Raw genomic sequence first — 16,529 nt, forward strand, 5'->3', positions numbered from 1 at the left:
ATCCCGCCCCGGCGCGCCAAATCCGCACCGCTTTACGCCGCGCGCACAAAAAAGCCGGACGACGTGTCGCCACGCCGCCCGGCAGAAATCCCCATGCGTATCGAGGATCAGAACCGATAGCTGATCGTCCCCAGCACCTGGCGCGGGGCGATATAGGTGTCATAGGTCTGCGCGCTGCCATAAGGGTCGGAGAAGCGCGAGTTGACGCCGACCGTGTCGAACAGATTGGTGACGGTCAGGCTGAGCGCCAGATTGGTGCCCGCCGGTTCATATTGGGCAAAGAGATTGACCTGCGCATAATCGGGCGTGGTGTCGTAGATCGAGTTGTTGAACAGCCGATACTGATACTCGCCGCGGTAGATCAGCGTCGCCTTGGCCGTCAGCTCGCCCCCGGCGATCGTGTTGGAATAGCCAAGCGTGGCGCTGCCCTGAACCTTCGGAATCTTTGGCACATTGTTGCCATTGATGTTGGCGCGCGCCGCGTCGCGGGCGAGGGCGGCGGCGAAGAAATTGGCGAAAAACTCCCCGGTGCCGTAATAGCCGGCGGCATTCTGCGCGAGCACCGCAGCCGCAGGGTCCAGCGCCAGGAAGTCGGCGTTGAACTTGCCGCGCGTCAAGGAAACCGTGCCGTCCAGCGACCAGTGATCGTCCAACTGGAACCCGCCTTCGATCTCGAGCCCGTAGATTTCGGCACTCGGCGCATTGGCGACGCCCTCACCGAACAGGATCGCGTCCTCGTCGAGGAACTGAAGGTTTGAATAATCATAGTAGAAGGCGGACAGGTTGAGCCTGCCCTTGCCCCCGGCGAAGCTGTTCTTCGACCCCAGCTCGAACGAATTGACCGTTTCCGGCTGATAGGTCGGGCGGATGCCGTTGGCGAAGCCCAGCACCTGCGGCGCGGCACCCGCCGCCGATCCGTTCAGCCCGCCCGGCTTGAAGCCGCGCGTATAGCTGAAATAGACCATGTTGTTGGGGGTCAGCTTGTAATCGATCGCCGCCTTTCCGGTCCATTCGCTGGTGGTCAGTCCCGGCGTCGGCCGCGGCTGAAGATAGGCACCGGACGTGACCGCAGGACCGCTGCTGTTGGTGTCGGATACGCCCGAATATTCGTCGCGATTGTAGCGGAGCCCCGCGGTCAGCTTCAGCGCGTCGGTCAGCGCGTAGGACGCCTCGAAATAGCCGGCATAGGCCTCACGCGTGATCTCGGACAGCTCGGCATAGGTCACGAGCGGAACGAGCGGGCTGTTGTAAGGCGTCGTCGCCGGCAAGGCGGCGGCATAGGGATCGCCGGTGCTCGCGCGGTACTCGGCGATGTATTGCGCGTTCTTGGACCAGAGATACACGCCGCCGACGATCCAGCTGAACGGCCCGTCGCCGGCCGAGGCGAGGTTGACCTCCTGCGTCCAGCTCTTGGTATCCTGCTGCCACAAGGGCACGTGGTCGTAGCGTGCGCCCAGGCGCTCCGGGTTGCCGTTCAGGGCGGGTTTGTAGCCACCCAGCACATTGCGCTCGAACAGATTGCCGGTCAGGCCGTCACCGTCCCAGCTCTGACGGCTGCTCAGCTTCTGATAGCTGGTGATCGACTTGGCGACGGCGAAGCCCGCATCGAACCGGACGACCCCATAATAGAGTTCGGTGTCGATGATCGACCGCCCCGGATAATCCTGCGTCAGGACGCGCGGGTCGGGATTGGGATCGAGGATGTTCTTTTGCGCCGGGCCATGGGTGTCGGCCTCATACTGGATCGTCGTCAGCAGGATCGACAGATTGTCGGTTGGCTGCCAGATCCCGGCGAGTTTCCAGCCAATCTCATTCTGGTCGTCCAGGTCATATTCGCTGGTGCCCGGAACCCCGGTAGCAACGGCGTAGCCGTCGCGCTTCTGATACTGCACCGCGCCGCGGATCGCGAACGTACCGATCGGTACGTTGATCGCCGCGCTGCCCTGGGTCAGTCCGTAATTGCCGACCCCGACGCTGAGATCGCCGGTAAAGGCGCTGGTCGAGGGCTGGTTGGTGACGACGTTGATGGTGCCGCCAGTCGACCCCTGACCAAAAGTCGTGCCCTGCGGACCGCGCAGCACCTCTACCTGGGCGATGTCGATAAAGGCCGCGTTGGCGGCGATCGAGTTGAAGATATAGACCCCGTCGACATGGAACGACACACCCGGCTGGGTATTGGCGTTTTCAGGCGTTTCCGACCCCACGCCGCGGATCGAGATCAGGCGCTCTCCACCGCCGCTGCGCGCAACGACCAGCCCCGGGACGGTCCCGTTGAGGCCGGTGATTTCGGTGATGTTCGATTCCTTCAGCGTGTCAGCGGTGACAGCGGTGACCGACAGCGTCGCGTCCTGGAGGCTGGTGTCGCGTTTCGACGCGGTAATGACGATTTCGCCGGTCTGTTGATTATCGACCGGGTCCGTCGCGGTAGGATTTCCGGTAACGCCGGGCGCGGCGTCGCGCGCCGCCGCGATGCCAGGCGTCATTGCCAATGTCGATGCGGTCGCCACCAAAGCGAGCCGCCATGCCGTCACACCGAAGTTGCTAGAAGCGGTTTTCATCGCCATCCCCCAATCGTGTTGATCCTCCCGAGATGGGGCTCCCGTTGGTCCAGGATGCTCCCGACAGTGGCGGGATTGAGCCATCGGGCGGGCGCGGGGTCTTGTGCGCAAGCGAATAACTAGTTGACCCGAAACCGACATAAATCGGCGGCGCGCTACGCCTCAGCTGGTCGCGATCGTGCGTAGCATATTGAAATGTAAGTGAAACGAACGGGCGGGCAGGATTCGGCGGTTACTCAGGCGGCCGTCGCTGCACTGCGGCGCAGACTGGCAAAATCGAACAGTTGCTGCCCCACCAGCGCCAGTTGCGCGGCAATCGCCGGATCGCTGCACCCGCCATCCGCAAACTTACACTGGGTGGAATTGACCGTGACGCCCAGCGGTGCAGGCCAGCCGCGCAACGCGTGGACGATCGCGCGCAGCGTCGCGAGCGTGCTGCCGGTTGCCTGCCACCCATAGGCGGTGACGATCAGGCCGACCGGGAGCCCGTCGAGATAGGGCCGCGCGTCCCGCGCAGTTTCCTCCAGATAATCCAGCGCGTTCTTCACGATTCCCGATACGGACCCGTGATAGCCGGGGCTGGCGATCAGCACCGCATCGGCGCCGCGCACCGCTTCGACCAATGCGCGACCGATCGGATGGTCCGCCGCCGTCGGCGTCAGATAATGCGGCAGAGCGGCAAGTTCGGTTCCGCCGAACAATCGTGTCCGTGCTCCGGCTGCCTTCGCGGCGTTCAGCGCGAGTCTAAGGGCGGATTCGGTCGAAGAGGAACGCTGGGCAGTCCCGCCGATTCCCACGATGTTCAGCGGTCGCATCTCGAAACTCCGCTTCCCGCGGCGCTGGTCGCCGGCACGAAGGGAATTGGCAGCCCGTGTCCGATGGTCAAGCGCGCGGCGTGCCGATGCGTCCCAGCACAGAATTTCGGGCGATCAGCGCCAAGTTCCATCGCTTTGCGTCGCGCGATGGGGCGATGGAGGCCCGAGCCGGGCTTCCAAATCTACCGTTTTCTGCGGGTCTGAAATGTCTAACCGACCGAAAAGGCCCCACGGAAACCCGCGGCGTCCGGGCCTCAACGTCTAACCACTTTGGCGCGTCCGCGCGGGCGGTGGCCGCATGATTGCGCCAGAGCCAATCCGCCCGACCACGCTGCCCCTCGCCCAGCTGCGCGAAGCCGACAACCCGCGTCGGTACTTCGATCCGGCAAAGCACGCCGAGCTGGTCGCTTCGCTGAAGCTGAGGGGATTGCTCCAGCCCGTGCTGGTGCGTCCCATCGTTGACTCGGCCGAGTTTAAGATCGTCGCCGGCGGGCGGCGATATCGCGCGGCGCTGGAAGCTTTCGGGGCTGACGGCGAAATCCCGGTCATCGTGCGCGACCTCACCGATCAGGAGGCATTGGAGGCGGCGATCGACGAAAACGATGTCCGCGATGATGCATCGGAGACCGAACAGGCCGATGCCGCAGTGCGCGTTCTCGCGGCGTGTCAGGGCGACAAGGCGGAGGCCGCCGCGCGCCTCGGCTGGTCAGCCGCCAAGCTCGAACGACGGCTTGCTCTCGCCAACCTGTCGGCGACGGTGAAGACCGCTCTCGACGAGCGCCGGATCAAGGTCGGCCATGCCGAACTGCTGGCAGCAGTCCCTGGGGCCAAGCAGGACAAGGCGCTCGATACGATCCTGTCGGCGAACCTCGATGTCGGGAAGACGCGCGAGCTGCTGATGCGCGTGACGCAAGATCTCGCGAACGCGACCTTCGATAAGGCGGAATGCGCGGCCTGCCCGTTCAACTCCGCCGTCCAGGGCGCGCTGTTCGGTACCCATGTCGATGATGGCCATTGCACCAATGGCGGCTGTTTCCAGCTGAAGCTGGAGGCGGCGGATGCTGCCCGACGCGAGGAAGAGGAGCGCGCCGCCGCGGCGAAGGCGGCGGAAGCGCCGGTACCAGCGGAGGAGGCGGCACCAATCGAGCCGAATTCTGCCCCCGAGGCGGAAACGCTGGCTCCCGCCGATGCGATTGTGCCGGGTGGGCAACCGGCCCCGGCACCCACTCCGGCACCCACTCCGGCACCCGCTGCGCCGACCAAGCCCGCTCCGGCCGCAGCAGCCCCGAAGGTGGCCGTCACAGCGAAGTCTATCGCCGCGCGCTTCGCGGACGCTCGGGAAGCGGCATGGCGTAGCGCGGTCGCTCGGGCCCTTGCGGCCAACCCGGAACACGGACTGGTGACGGTTCTCACTGCCGCGATGTCGGGGACTCTATCGCAGATCAAACCCGAGACGCTGACGGCGCGCGCCGCCCTTCTCGTCGGCGAAGGCTTCGAGAAACGCGACTACAATGCAAAGCTGGCCGAGCTTCGCGAATTGCCGAGCAAGCGGGCTAGCGATGTGCTCGCGGCGATCGGTGCCGCCTATGCGAAGGACGTGCCCAGCTTCGAGATAGTCACGGTTCTCGCGGTCGAGTTCGACGTCGATCTCCGGGCCAGCTGGCAGGTCGACCAAGTGTTCCTGGAGCGCTGCACCAACGACGAGCTGAAATTCGTCGCACAGGAATGCGGCCTGGTCGCCCACATGGGCACGAAGCCCTTTGCGAACCTGCTCAAGGCAAAGCGCGACGCGATCATCGCAGGGATGCTGAATGCCACGGGCTTCGCCTGGGCGGGCCGCGTTCCCAGCGCGATGGCGCTCGACGGCAAGTACGGCCCTCCGCCGACCAGCGAGCCCTCTGCCTAAGCCGGACGCCGCGCCGAGCGCCTGATGCGCACCCAACTCCACCAAGACGAAGGACTGCCACCATGCTGATTGCCAGCCTGTTACCGCTGCTCTCCCGCTATTCCCTCGGGTTCGACCTCGCGGCCGGACCTGACGAGACTGTCACGCTGACCATCATTCCGAGGAAGGCCGAAGGGGCCAAGCACGCCCTTGGGACCGACGAAGCCCGTCCCATCTCGATCACCGCGAGCGCCGCCGAGATTGATGCCGAGCTCGCGCGCGGCGAGGAGGGCGCGCTGGGCCAGCTGATCGCGACCCGCAAGGCTCTCGCGGATCAGCTCGCGGAACAGCGCGCCTCCGCCGAAGCGGCAAAGACGAGCGCGGCCGCGAAGGCGAAGCCCGCACCCTCACCGGCCAAGAGCGCCGCGGCTGCGGCCCCGCCGCCCGCAAGCACTCCGCCCGCCGATGCGAAGCCGGGGGAACCGGCCAGCCTTTGGTGATCCCCAGCCCGCCGACCTTAACCCAATTCAGGAGCTTCCCATGCAGATCAATCAACTGGAGCGCGTGTATCGCTATGACGGGATCGACCTCCCGGTCCCGGCGCACATCGCCAACGATCCCCAGGCGCTGCGCGCTTATCACGCGCAGCTCTACCCCGCGATTCTCAACGCCGAGACGGTCGATGCCGGTGTCAGCAATGGCGTGCTGGTCACCGAATACCGTCGCGCGGTCGGCACCAAGGGCTGACCGTGGCGCGATCGACACGCCCGGCGATCGCGCCACCCCCGCGCAAAACGCTCCTCGAATGGATCGAAAACGATGATGGCGACACAGCAACTGCATCTGACCCCGTCTGCAGCGAGGCCGAGCAAGCCCTCCATGCGAGCGTTTGCCTCGCGCCCCCGCGCGGCGAGCCGCTCCAGCCGCCCCCCGGCCTCAGGCTTGCGCCTCTCGGGTGACCTTGCTGGGCGGGCGGCGAAGATCTCGCCGGATGTCCCGCGCGCCTTCGACGCACCGCTGGCACATCACCACCGGATTATCGGCCAGTGGCTTGCCTCGCGCGAGCCGGAGCGCCTGTTCACGCGCGCGGAGGCACGCAGGCACATCGAAGATGGGTTCCGCGCAGCAGTCATGGAGCTGCTCGCCCCATTGAAGCTGACGAACCTGCGGGTCGCGGTGCTGGTCGGTGACGACGAGATGCCGCCGGCGATCGCGGTGATCTGTGACGACATCGGTCAGCTTGAATTGGGCTGGATCGAAAAGAGCAATGTTCTGTCGGACACGCTGTTCGGATCGGTCGCTCCGGTCGGTTGGCGGGCCGCGGCGTATAAGGCGCTGGAGGACACGCTTGGGAGCGTCCTTTCCCTGTTCAACTATGTCGACCTCTTTGAAGAGTTCTCGATGTACCACTGGGAGGGGGCGGCGACCGACGACGAAGCCCGCGCCCATCTGGTCGATTGCTACGGCGTCGACCCGGAGGAAGTCGAGGAGATGTTGCCGTCGGCGATGAACGGCAAACGGCCGGACTTCATGACCGCTAAGCCAGGCGCTCTGAAGAAGATGCCCGCCCAGCTGCGCGCGAGGCTGGCCCGTTTGAAAAAGGCGTATGAAGCCCACCGGGCAACGAGAGATGCGTGGATCATCGAGTTCGATCGCGTGTGCCATTACCTTCCGCACATCGAGGAGGCGTCACACCTACCACCCCTGACCCTCGTCCCATTCGATCAGTTCGCGCGCGAGCTCGACGAGGTCGGCCGCAGTGGGATGGAAATGGGCTTCATGGACGTCGCGGGACTGGTCGAGCTTTCGGACGCGGACCGGATCGACCAGTGGTTCGCATCCTTCCGCCTCGGTCTCGACGTCCTCCACGCTGCGCAGGAGCTGATCGACTTCGACCCCACCAAGCCGGAGGCGCGGGCATGAAGCACTCGTGCGAATTCGAAGCGACACCGGGCGGGCTGGTGCTTAGCGGCGCCATCTTGCTCTACACGAATGGCATCACGCCAGGCGGCGCACCGCGCGCCGGGGCGACGGCGTTCGCGAGCATCCACAGCGTCGCGGAGGTGGATGGCGCGCCCGTGATCGCAGCTGGTGCCCCGCTGACGCGCGCGCACCTGCAAAAATGGGCAGAGGCGCTGGAGCGCAACGCGGTGCCGGAAATTCTCCCGGAGAACGTGCTGGTCGCGCACCCCGACATGCTGGTGTGGTGGATTCCGGCGCAGGTCCGCACGGCCTACTTCGCACTGTCGAATCCCCCGAAGGATTTGAAGCGTCTCACCGAGCGCACGGCGGTTCCCGTCCCATACCCCGCGCATCTCTTCGTCGCCACGCGATCTGGGCTCGGCGTCTATGCGCTGCCCGCGAGTGAACGGCCGAGGGCCGACACCCCGATCCTATGCTCTCCGGTGCTGAACGTCTTTGTCACGGGGCAACTCTGTTGGGGAAACATCGTGCGCCCGAAGACGCTCGACGTCGGATCCATGCAGGAGTTCGAGGATGCGGTGTTCGACTCCTGGTCGACGCATCCGAACCCCGCTCAGGAGCGGACCATCAAGGGGAAGGGCGGGTTGGTCAGGCTGTGGGACGATCTCGCAGCGCGCGGCGCTCGCCGCTTCCCGGTGTCCCGGCTGAGGCCATTCATTCCATCCAACGATCGCCAGCGCCCAGCTGATAAGAAGGCTGAGCCTCTGACGCTGCGCGACCTGATCGCAAGGAGTGCCAGAGCATGAAAATTCTCGCCGATGATCCAACCGCCGCAGCGATCCTGACTGCGGTGCCCTGCTATCCGGTTCCACAAGTCGGCCGGTCGCCGGCCATTGAGGAATTGCGCAGCGCGCCGGCGGGCGAGGGGGTAATTGTCGGGCGCGACGGGGTCATGCTGGTTGTGCGGCGGCCATGGCTCGAGGTCGATGCGCTGATGGCTCCGGCCTTTCCGGGCTATGTTCCGTATGGCAGCGTCGGGCGACCCAGGGCGATGCTTCGGTGCGGCTTGATCCCCGGCGGCCTGCTCGATCGCATCCTCGCCCACTTCATGACCGCGTTGCCCAACGAGGCCGCTGCATTCGTTCTTTGGAATGCAGTGTCTGGGGAATTCGAGGTCCACTTTCCTGACACGGTCGAGGCGACGCCATCACGGTTGGTCTATCGCCCCCCAGCGGTCGGCCCCGGCTGGTACGTCGTCTGCGACATCCATAGCCACGGTCGAGGGCGCGCGTTCTTCAGCTCCACCGACGATGCTGACGACGCGCATTCCACGAAGATCGCGCTGGTCGTCGGGCGGCTCGATGATCCCGAGGGCGCCGAGATCGCCTCCCGCCTCTGTGCCGGGGGGATGTTCCTTCCGATGCCCCGCAGCCCTTTTGCTGGAGAAGATCATGACGCATGACGCGCGAGCGCGCCACTACCTCCCCCCGATCTTCGAGAACCGGCCGATCAAGGTGTTGCTGGTCGGGTGCGGCGGGAACGGCGCGCAGATGCTGATGGGCCTCGCCAGCCTCGATGCGGCGCTGCGCGAAATCTCTTCACGATCGCTCAGGGTTACGGTGGTCGACGACGATATCGTCACGGTCGCCAATCTTGGTCGCCAGCCCTTCTATCGTTGCGATGTCGGAAACTCTAAAGCGCGCACGCTGGTCGAACGCATCAACATCGCGCACGGTCTCGACTGGAAGGCGGTGCACGGGCGGGCGCCGGACGCAGCCGGCGTCGATGGGGCCGACATCGTGATAACCTGCGTCGACACTGCGGCGGCGCGGCGCGCGCTTGGGGCAGCGATCGCCGAGAGCAACCGGTCTCCCTCCTACTGGCTGGACCTCGGCAATCGCGCGACCGATGGACAGTTTATCATCGGGACGCCGAAGCAGATCGCGCGGGACGCAATTCGCCTGCCCACGGTGCTGGAAGCATTTCCCGAGCTCGCAGACGAGACCATCGCTGAGGATGACGCGCCGTCCTGTTCGGTGGCGGAGGCGCTGGAGCGGCAATCCCTCTTCGTGAACCGCGTCGTTTCCAGCCACGCGCTTGCCCTACTCTACGAGCTGCTCGGGCGAGGATCGATCGGGAGTGCAGGCGGCTTCATCAATCTGGCGAGCGGGCAAGTCGTGCCGATCGCACTGCCAAAGGGCGACGCGCCCGCGGCATGAAACAGCGCATCTACGCCTGGGCCTGCCTCTGCGGGTTCCAGACCGACACCGAGGCGCTGGAGCCGGTGCCGAAGTGCCGGGACTGCAAAGCCGCCATGCACGCCTGGCTAAGCCGGCACAGCGCCCGGAGCGGCGTCACCGCCGCCGATATCGAAGGATTCACATTCAGATGAACGCACCGAACAACAACCGCCGGGTCGCCTATGATCGCGCCGAGGACGAATGGTATTGCGAGCCCGACTGGGCGGCGGACCTGCTCTTCCGGAGCGGGATGCTCCAGGACAGCTTGCCGGTCTGGGATCCGGCGGCGGGGCGGGGGGCGATCGTGCGCGCGGCGCAGCGCGCGGGCCATCATGCCTATGGGACCGACCTGGTGCAGAGGGGAGGGGCGGTAGGGACGCTCGACTTCTTCCGCGACGCGCCACGGCGGCCTGGGCCTGGGCGGCTCATCATCGCCAGCAACCCGCCCTTCAACGTCGCCTTGGAATGGGCGATCCGCGCGCTGCAGCTCGATCTTGGCCCTGTCGCGCTGATCGTGCAGCTGCGCTTCTTGGCAGGGCTGACCCGCGCGCACCTCTACGATGAGTTCCCGCCGGCGTTCGAGGCCGTGTTCTCCGATCGGCCGAGCATGCCGCCGGGCAGTAAGATCGAGGACCTGGGCGATGCCGCGTTCTCGGGTGGGACGATCGACTTCGCGTGCGTGGTCTGGAACAGCGATAGGACCGGGCCGACGATCAGCCGCAAGCTGTATCGGGAGGGAAGCTTCACCGCCGTGCGGGGGCGCTACGCCGCCGCGAAGAAGCGTGTCCGCGAATGGGCCGGGGGCGATGTCTGACGATCGCGCGGCGGCCGAGCTTCGGCACATCGTCATCGAGGCGGCGAAGGCCAGCCACAAGGAGGACGGGGACATGCCCTTCGTCCAACACCTGGAAATGCAGGCCCATGCGCTCTGCGGAGCCGGGTGGTGCTGGGAAACGCGCTGCACCCCGAGCGGGGGGTGGGCGATCGAGCTGGAGCGGGTGCGGGAGCACGCGGACGGCGGACAGAGGAGGCTGCTGTGATCTCGACCGGCGAAGGCTTCGTGATGCGCCACCACAGCGGGCGCTTCTTCGTGCAGCATTTCAACTGGCCGTGCATCGCTGGGACAGCGTGTCACGATCCCGACCGCCAGCCAGAGCTGAGCTATGCGCTCACCGCTAACGCGCTTGATGCCACGCTGATCTACAATCGCGAGTGGTGGCTGACCCGATGGCTGGACAACAATCCCGCCTGGCGCGCGACGATCGATCAGTTTGAGGTCGTACCCGGACCGGGCTGCGGTTGCTGCGGTGCGCGGGGCGGTACGATGTGGGCGGAGGGCGACCAGTTCCGGTGCACCAAGCACAAAGACCGGAATCCCTGCGCGATCGAAGGGTGTCGCTGCACGACTGATCGGGCCGGGCGGGAGATGCGCAGCGACCAGTTCCTCTGCCAGAAGCACTGGCGCCCGCTGACCACCGCCGAGGAGCGCCGCGTCTATTCGAGGATCTGGCGACAGGCGAAGGCGCGCGAACGAAAGTTCGGGGCCGGATATGCGTGGTCGATGCGGGAGGTTCGTCGACTCGAACGGATATGGCGTCGCATCGTGCTGAAGGCGCGCGCGCGGGCCGCTGGTGACCTCGACATGGACGAGATCAACAGGATGTTCGGCTGGGAGGAATGAGGGGCTTCGTGCTACCGACGACCGGAAAGGAGCGCGGGATGGGACGAATCGACTGGTTGCCGATCGAAGAATTGACCGACGAGCTCAAGGACGGCCGCAACCTGCTGATCTGGATCTTGGAGGACTTCTACATCGGCTCGGCCAATGTCGACCCCGACGATAGCTCAATCCGCTGGTGGCTTGATGGAGAGTCGGAGCCGATCTCGGATCAGCCGACGCATTTCGCCGAGTTGAACCGTCCGGATTGATCGAAGGGGAGAGGTCGATGAAGCCTTGGCCCACCTCAGACCAGGCACGCGCCAGACTGCGCGAACGCGCAAGGGAACGGGGCGAAAGCTTGGCCGCGCTGTCGCGGCTGATCGGTAAGCCGCCGCGCTACCTCGACACCTGGGTCCGTGATGGCCGGCCGGAATGGTTGGAGTCGACGGACCGGAAGCGCTTGGAGCGCTATCTCGGGCTGGGCGAAGCCGAGATCGGATGGCCCGACGACTCCTGACCGCTACTTCGGCCAGCTGTCGATCAGCAGCCGGCGCCGGGTCTCGCACTGCGCTATCGCGATGGCGCGTTCCCGCGCGGCGAGTTCCATATCGGCGGAGGTGGCAGAGCCGTCACTTTGCCGGGGGATTGGCGGGATCAGGCACGGCACCTTCGCCGCTTCCGGCGCGGGAGGCAGCTTCAAGGGCGCGGTCGTCTCTCTCGAGCAGCTGAACGCGCTCAGCGGAAAGGCAAGTAGTGCGGCCAGCAGGGGTTTGCGCATATTCCCTCACGGTATCTCGGCTGTGGACAATGACGGGCTCCATCGCGGTCACCCGCCTGGCGTGCCCGTCCAGGGCGGTGGCGTAGCGCTCGGCGTTCCGGGCGCGCTGCTCGGCCGCCTCGCGCTTGGTCTTCTCGATGAGGAGCTGGCGGTTGACCGCGAGCTTCTCCCAGTGGGCGCTGTCCCCCCAAGCGATCACGAGCAGGACGCCCATGATCGCGACGGAGACGCCCCAGCCGACCAGCTTCCAGTTCTTCAGCAGGAAGGTCATCGGACCGCCCTCCCGCATTTGGCTCGATCGACATTGCCGATGCGGTGCGCGATCCAGCCCCGGTGGAAGGCGCGGAGCTTGGGGTTGACCCGGACGAGCCGGTCGTATTCGCCGCGCTGAGCACCATCGAGGTGGGCGAGCATCGCAACGCAAAGCTGTGCGGCGCCACGCCGGTCCTGACAGCTCTTGTAGGCGGCGATCGTCGAAGGGCCGACCTTGCCGTCGGCAACAAGGCGGGTGCCGCACAAGGCGTTGGTGCCCTGCTGGAACCAGCGCGACGGTCGCGCCGGGCCCATGTTGACGGTGGTGTCGAACAGCTCCTCGGTCACCGCGGCATCCAAGCCGATCAGCGGCTCATAGCCGGGGTCGACCAGATAGCGCCGATAGTAGATGTTCTCGGCAACCTCGCGCGGAAGCGTCCGCATCGGCCCCCGGTACCCGTTCTGGACCGCCACCTTCTTGGTGATGCCCATGTTGGTCTCGCCGCCCGGGTCGCTGGGGTGGTTCACATACCCGCCCTCGACGGCGATGACCCCGGCGAGCATGGCGGCAACGATCGCGGCCAGCCCGGTTTTCTTGCCCGGCCGGGATGGCGCAGGCGGCGCAGGGTTCGCATTGAACCCGGTCATCTTGCCGCTCATTTCTTCTCTCCCTGCCTGTAGAGCCGGATGCCGACGATCAGGACCGTGATCAGCGGGCCGAGCGCGGGCGGCACCCAGCGGCGCAGCTCAGGCGGAAGGATGTTGATGACCTGGACCAGCGTCTCCGGGGCAGCGAGCAGGTAGGTGGCAATCAGACCGAACAGCGCGGCGAGGCGGATCGACCACCAGCGCCAGGCGGTATGCCAGTCATCGACGAGGCGCGCGCGGACGCGGCCCCAGAAGGTCTGAGGTTTCTCCATCGGTCAGTTCCTTTGAAGGGTGATGCGGGGGCGGTGCCCGCTTAGGTGCCGCTGAGCTTGGTCAGCATGGCGAGCATATCACCGGGGGTGCTGAGGTCGGGCGGGAATGCCGCTTCTAGGATGCGTTCGGCCCGAGCCAGTTCGGGGTTAGCGGGATCGGTGCGGCGCACCACCCCGGCAACGATCTCGAATGCGAGGCGGAGGGCGATCACCTCCCGCTCTCTCTTATCGTCCTTGGCTTCCAGCTCGGCCACACGGTTCTCAAGCCGAGCGTTCAATTCCTTTTCCTTCCGGTCGGCACGATTGATGATGAAGGCGAAGGCACCGCCGATCGCCCCGAGGACAGCAACGGCACCGCCAACGATGCCGCTGACATCCCATGCGGAAGGACCGCTCATTGCCCGACCCGATCGGACGTCCCGAACATCAGCGGTTCCGTTGCAGGCTGGTCGGTGATCAAGGCGTCATCTGCGTGGAGCATGGGCGTCACTCCTGGGCGCGAGTGAACGCGCGCGGCTGGCGGTTGCCGTCATTGTTCAGCACCATGTAGGCCTCAGACAGCATCGCCATGACGGGATCGCCCCCCGTTTTTTCAACCAAGCTCTCCGCGACCTGGACGAACAGTGCCCCGCCTTCGTGTGTGACAATCCCCGTGGCGAACTTCACATCCTCGTAATTCGGGGTGAGCGGGTCGTCGTCATCGCGCGGGATGAAGCCTTCGTACACCGCGCGAAACTGCTCGTCGCCGCTCTGATCGCGCTTGAGATCGGTCACTTCCATCGTCGTTCTCCATTTTAATCCGATCGCGTTATCAGTTGACTGCCTCAGGTCATCAGTTGGGATTGCAAAAGCACGCCGTCGGCGGTGCTGTAGGCGTGCGGAATCACGTCGTCTCGCACATGGGAAAAAGTCCCTCCCACGCTGGTGATTTGCGCGGTGAGGACCGCGGTGAAGTCCGGGCGCGTATTCAGTACGACGTCGCCGAAACCAACTGTGTCCCCGCGGTGCCCCAGCAGATAGTGAACGCGGCCGGGCGTCGACGCTAGAATGTAGAGCGTCATGTAATCGGCCCTGATCTGGCCCCGCCGCTGCTCGAAGTCGCGGTTGAGGAAATACATATCGGGGAGTGATCCGACCGCCTGTGCAGACCTAACGAAACGAACGTCCGCAGCCGCGCAGAGGGTCGACGTCCAGCCGCCACCGCTGATCCCGGTGATACGGAGACTGGCGCTGGGGTAGAGGTTCAGCATCGTATTGGCCGCGATGCTGTTCGGCCCGACCCATTCCATGAAGTTGTCGCGGTCGGTCTCATGCTCGGCCGGATCGCCGCTCGTGTAGTCGTTTCCGCCCGTGAAACCGGGGAGCGGGAAACAGACGACGATCGTCCCGACGTTCATGCACCGCTGAATGACTTGCGAACCAATGCCGTTCGATCCGATCGGCGCGTCGTGCCCTTCCCAGCTAAAGAGGATCTTCCCGTTCCACGTCGCCGTTGGAATGAATACACGCGGTCGGAGATCGTAACCGGGGATCGTCATCTTCGACACGCTGGCGACGCCGGTGAGCGAAGAGAGCGTTGGGATGGACATGATCGTCGAATCGGTTGCCAATGTGCCGAGCGCAGTCGGAAGCCCGGCACCGCCGGTTAGATCGTATAGCAGCTCGGCGCGGGCCGCAGCGACCTGGGCAGCGGTCGTGATTGGCGGATAGTTGGGAAGGGTGCCATATGCTCCGGCCTCAGTCCAAACCCGTCTAGCATTGCGCTGGTCGGTCGTCAGTATGACGTCGCCGCCAACGATGCGCGAGAAACCAACATCGGCAAATGTGCCCAAGTTTTCGGCGTTATTTGCCTGGCGAGCACCCCAGATCAGCTTTCGCCCCATCGGCCCCAGCACAGTCACTGCGGCGTGCGGAGCGACCTGAGAAGGATCAGAGTTATCGCAGAAAAGCGTCGCCGTCGCGGAGTTGCCCGGCTTGTGATACTCGAAAACGTGCGGGAGCTTGGAGATCGAACCGGTGACGCTGGGCACCGTTGGAGGCGTGCCGAATCGGCAAGCGACCGCCCCTTCCGAATTCAGGCAGATATAGCCGCCGTCGTTCTGGTTAACGTCGCTGGTTGCCGTCGCCTGAAAGGTCAAGACACCGCCTTGGTTCAGATGCGTGAACACCTGCAAATCGAAGAAAATGTTCAGGGTCGCGAGGTTGAGATCAAGGTCCGTCGCGGTCAGCAGGCACGACGTTGCACTCGACCGCTTGAGCTTCAAACCCCCATTAGAGATTTCCAGCGTATAGCCTCGGGCGTTGGATGGGGCGACGAAGTCGGCGGCGGCCCCCAAAGTTCCTTTGTTGGCGACGCGACAAACCGTTTGCCCGACCGTCGTGACAGGAATCGTGCCTGCCGTGTCCTGAAACAACGTGTCGAAGTCGTAGATATCGTAGTGTAGCTGATTGGTCCCCGGATCAAGCGGCGTCAGCGGGCTGAGTGTCCCCATAAGCTGCCAGCGGTCGGTTCCGATGTTCAGGATTGAGCCAGGCGCGTGGTCGGTCGCAAAGCCATACCCCTGCGGCTCGATAATTGCGTCTCCCACGTCATCCGGCGTCGGAATGACAGGTGCCCCGCCAATTTTGTTGATACTGAACTGCGTACCGGCGGCGAACGTTTCGACACTGCTCGAAGGCAATTTGAGCTTTGATACAGCTTGGGGTGCGGGCCCTGGTGCAACAACGTTGAGCAGCAGTTGTCTCCGCGTATCACCGGCCGTCAGAGTGCGTGAACCCATGATCCCTACAGGTGCGAGGACCCCGGATGCGATCGCTTCAGCTTCCTCTGCCCAAGCCTTTGCGCTCTTGGAGCCGGGGCCACCGGGTTCTGTGCCCTCTGCCCACGCAGCGGAATTTTCCGCCCATACCTTCGCGGATTTTGACCCAGGCCCTTCAGGTTCGCCGGCGCCCTCTGCCCAGTCTTGCGCCTTCAAAGCCGCATCCCGCACGCCGAGATCAACCGCATAGATGCGCTCCAGCCCGCTCGGAGTGCCGGTTTTGTAGCGGAACACGCCGGTATTCGGCACCGTAAGGCCCGAAATGGGATCGAGGTGGTTTCCGGTGTCGGTAGTTGGCACCTCGACCAGCTCGCCGTTGGCGAACGACATCGCGGCCGCCGCGGCATAGGTCGGCGCGCCGCGGCGCCCGGACGTGATGGTGCCGACAATCCCGGCCAGATCGACCACCTGAAGCTTTTCGATCCGCGGTGCCGAATAGTCGCCGTTGGCGGAGACGATCTCGACATCGTAGAGACCGTCGTTCGCGGCGAAGCCGAGCGCGCCGACGCTATCCGCGGTGAGCGGGTTGTCGATCGCGGCCCCCGCGGCATCAAACAGCGCAGCAGGTGTCGCCGTGCCAGTGAGGAGCACCGTCGCGCGCGCATAGGGAAGGACCGCCCCGGTGTCGGCCCGGGCGGCGTAGAACTGAACGAACTGCATGGAACCTCCGAGGGAGAAG

General features: G+C 65.1%; 21 protein-coding genes. 13 read left to right on the top strand and 8 right to left on the bottom strand.

What is annotated here, in order from left to right:
- Positions 1–107 precede the first annotated feature (107 nt).
- Together ACO05N_RS11810 and ACO05N_RS11815 are read right to left on the bottom strand one after the other, a co-directional pair.
- On the bottom strand, positions 108–2,558 hold the full coding sequence (locus ACO05N_RS11810) for a TonB-dependent receptor (protein ID WP_422057281.1): 2,451 nt from the start codon (positions 2,556–2,558) through the stop codon (positions 108–110).
- 236 nt (positions 2,559–2,794) lie between these two features.
- Complete coding sequence (locus ACO05N_RS11815; RefSeq protein ID WP_422057282.1) at positions 2,795–3,373, bottom strand: NADPH-dependent FMN reductase; 579 nt, start codon at positions 3,371–3,373, stop codon at positions 2,795–2,797.
- A 298-nt stretch (positions 3,374–3,671) separates the two neighbouring features.
- Here ACO05N_RS11815 and ACO05N_RS11820 point away from each other — a divergent pair, with 298 nt between their 5' ends.
- The 13 genes from ACO05N_RS11820 to ACO05N_RS11880 all read left to right on the top strand — a co-directional run bounded on the left by ACO05N_RS11820 (position 3,672) and on the right by ACO05N_RS11880 (position 11,598).
- On the top strand, positions 3,672–5,279 hold the full coding sequence (locus ACO05N_RS11820; RefSeq protein ID WP_422057283.1) for a PRTRC system ParB family protein: 1,608 nt from the start codon (positions 3,672–3,674) through the stop codon (positions 5,277–5,279).
- Positions 5,280–5,341: 62 nt separating this feature from the next.
- Positions 5,342–5,758: a PRTRC system protein E gene (locus ACO05N_RS11825; protein ID WP_422057284.1), complete on the top strand. Its 417-nt coding sequence runs from the start codon at positions 5,342–5,344 to the stop codon at positions 5,756–5,758.
- Positions 5,759–5,798: 40 nt separating this feature from the next.
- Positions 5,799–6,005 (top strand): PRTRC system protein C, encoded by a 207-nt coding sequence (locus ACO05N_RS11830; RefSeq protein ID WP_422057285.1) that lies wholly within the window; start codon positions 5,799–5,801, stop codon positions 6,003–6,005.
- A 72-nt stretch (positions 6,006–6,077) separates the two neighbouring features.
- Positions 6,078–7,181 carry a hypothetical protein gene (locus ACO05N_RS11835; RefSeq protein ID WP_422057286.1) on the top strand — a complete coding sequence of 368 codons (1,104 nt, stop codon included), beginning with the start codon at positions 6,078–6,080 and terminating at the stop codon, positions 7,179–7,181.
- On the top strand, positions 7,178–7,987 hold the full coding sequence (locus tag ACO05N_RS11840; RefSeq protein ID WP_422057287.1) for a PRTRC system protein B: 810 nt from the start codon (positions 7,178–7,180) through the stop codon (positions 7,985–7,987). Before ACO05N_RS11835 ends, ACO05N_RS11840 begins: the two co-directional genes overlap by 4 nt.
- Positions 7,984–8,643: a PRTRC system protein A gene (locus ACO05N_RS11845; protein WP_422057288.1), complete on the top strand. Its 660-nt coding sequence runs from the start codon at positions 7,984–7,986 to the stop codon at positions 8,641–8,643. The genes ACO05N_RS11840 and ACO05N_RS11845 overlap by 4 nt, the downstream gene beginning before the upstream one ends.
- A complete protein-coding gene (locus ACO05N_RS11850; protein ID WP_422057289.1) occupies positions 8,633–9,400 on the top strand; it encodes a PRTRC system ThiF family protein in 768 nt (255 codons plus the stop codon). The genes ACO05N_RS11845 and ACO05N_RS11850 overlap by 11 nt, the downstream gene beginning before the upstream one ends.
- On the top strand, positions 9,397–9,573 hold the full coding sequence (locus ACO05N_RS11855; protein WP_422057290.1) for a hypothetical protein: 177 nt from the start codon (positions 9,397–9,399) through the stop codon (positions 9,571–9,573). Before ACO05N_RS11850 ends, ACO05N_RS11855 begins: the two co-directional genes overlap by 4 nt.
- The gene (locus tag ACO05N_RS11860) at positions 9,570–10,235 is read left to right on the top strand and encodes a hypothetical protein (protein ID WP_422057291.1); all 666 of its coding nucleotides are present in this window, start codon (positions 9,570–9,572) and stop codon (positions 10,233–10,235) included. The genes ACO05N_RS11855 and ACO05N_RS11860 overlap by 4 nt, the downstream gene beginning before the upstream one ends.
- The gene (locus tag ACO05N_RS11865) at positions 10,228–10,461 is read left to right on the top strand and encodes a hypothetical protein (RefSeq protein ID WP_422057292.1); all 234 of its coding nucleotides are present in this window, start codon (positions 10,228–10,230) and stop codon (positions 10,459–10,461) included. The genes ACO05N_RS11860 and ACO05N_RS11865 overlap by 8 nt, the downstream gene beginning before the upstream one ends.
- A complete protein-coding gene (locus ACO05N_RS11870) occupies positions 10,458–11,102 on the top strand; it encodes a hypothetical protein (protein WP_422057293.1) in 645 nt (214 codons plus the stop codon). Before ACO05N_RS11865 ends, ACO05N_RS11870 begins: the two co-directional genes overlap by 4 nt.
- Before the next feature lie 38 nt (positions 11,103–11,140).
- Positions 11,141–11,350 carry a hypothetical protein gene (locus ACO05N_RS11875; protein ID WP_422057294.1) on the top strand — a complete coding sequence of 70 codons (210 nt, stop codon included), beginning with the start codon at positions 11,141–11,143 and terminating at the stop codon, positions 11,348–11,350.
- 89 nt (positions 11,351–11,439) lie between these two features.
- A complete protein-coding gene (locus ACO05N_RS11880) occupies positions 11,440–11,598 on the top strand; it encodes a hypothetical protein (protein ID WP_422057295.1) in 159 nt (52 codons plus the stop codon).
- A gap of 112 nt (positions 11,599–11,710) precedes the next feature.
- On the opposite strand, the gene ACO05N_RS11885 is transcribed toward ACO05N_RS11880, so the two are convergent.
- The 6 genes from ACO05N_RS11885 to ACO05N_RS11910 all read right to left on the bottom strand — a co-directional run bounded on the left by ACO05N_RS11885 (position 11,711) and on the right by ACO05N_RS11910 (position 16,510).
- Positions 11,711–12,130: a hypothetical protein gene (locus ACO05N_RS11885; protein WP_422057296.1), complete on the bottom strand. Its 420-nt coding sequence runs from the start codon at positions 12,128–12,130 to the stop codon at positions 11,711–11,713.
- Positions 12,127–12,771 (bottom strand): glycoside hydrolase family 108 protein, encoded by a 645-nt coding sequence (locus tag ACO05N_RS11890; RefSeq protein ID WP_422057297.1) that lies wholly within the window; start codon positions 12,769–12,771, stop codon positions 12,127–12,129. The genes ACO05N_RS11885 and ACO05N_RS11890 overlap by 4 nt, the downstream gene beginning before the upstream one ends.
- Positions 12,768–13,031, bottom strand: coding sequence for a hypothetical protein (locus tag ACO05N_RS11895; protein ID WP_422057298.1), 264 nt, complete (start codon positions 13,029–13,031; stop codon positions 12,768–12,770). The genes ACO05N_RS11890 and ACO05N_RS11895 overlap by 4 nt, the downstream gene beginning before the upstream one ends.
- A 41-nt stretch (positions 13,032–13,072) precedes the next feature.
- On the bottom strand, positions 13,073–13,429 hold the full coding sequence (locus ACO05N_RS11900) for a hypothetical protein (protein ID WP_422057299.1): 357 nt from the start codon (positions 13,427–13,429) through the stop codon (positions 13,073–13,075).
- 88 nt (positions 13,430–13,517) lie between these two features.
- Positions 13,518–13,811, bottom strand: a complete 294-nt coding sequence (locus ACO05N_RS11905; RefSeq protein ID WP_422057300.1) for a hypothetical protein — start codon at positions 13,809–13,811, stop codon at positions 13,518–13,520.
- Between the two features lie 44 nt (positions 13,812–13,855).
- Positions 13,856–16,510, bottom strand: a complete 2,655-nt coding sequence (locus tag ACO05N_RS11910) for a hypothetical protein (protein WP_422057301.1) — start codon at positions 16,508–16,510, stop codon at positions 13,856–13,858.
- Between the last annotated feature and the right edge of the window lie 19 nt (positions 16,511–16,529).

The sequence above is a fragment of the Sphingomonas sp. genome (assembly GCF_965227385.1).
Classification (GTDB): Bacteria; Pseudomonadota; Alphaproteobacteria; order Sphingomonadales; family Sphingomonadaceae; genus Sphingomonas.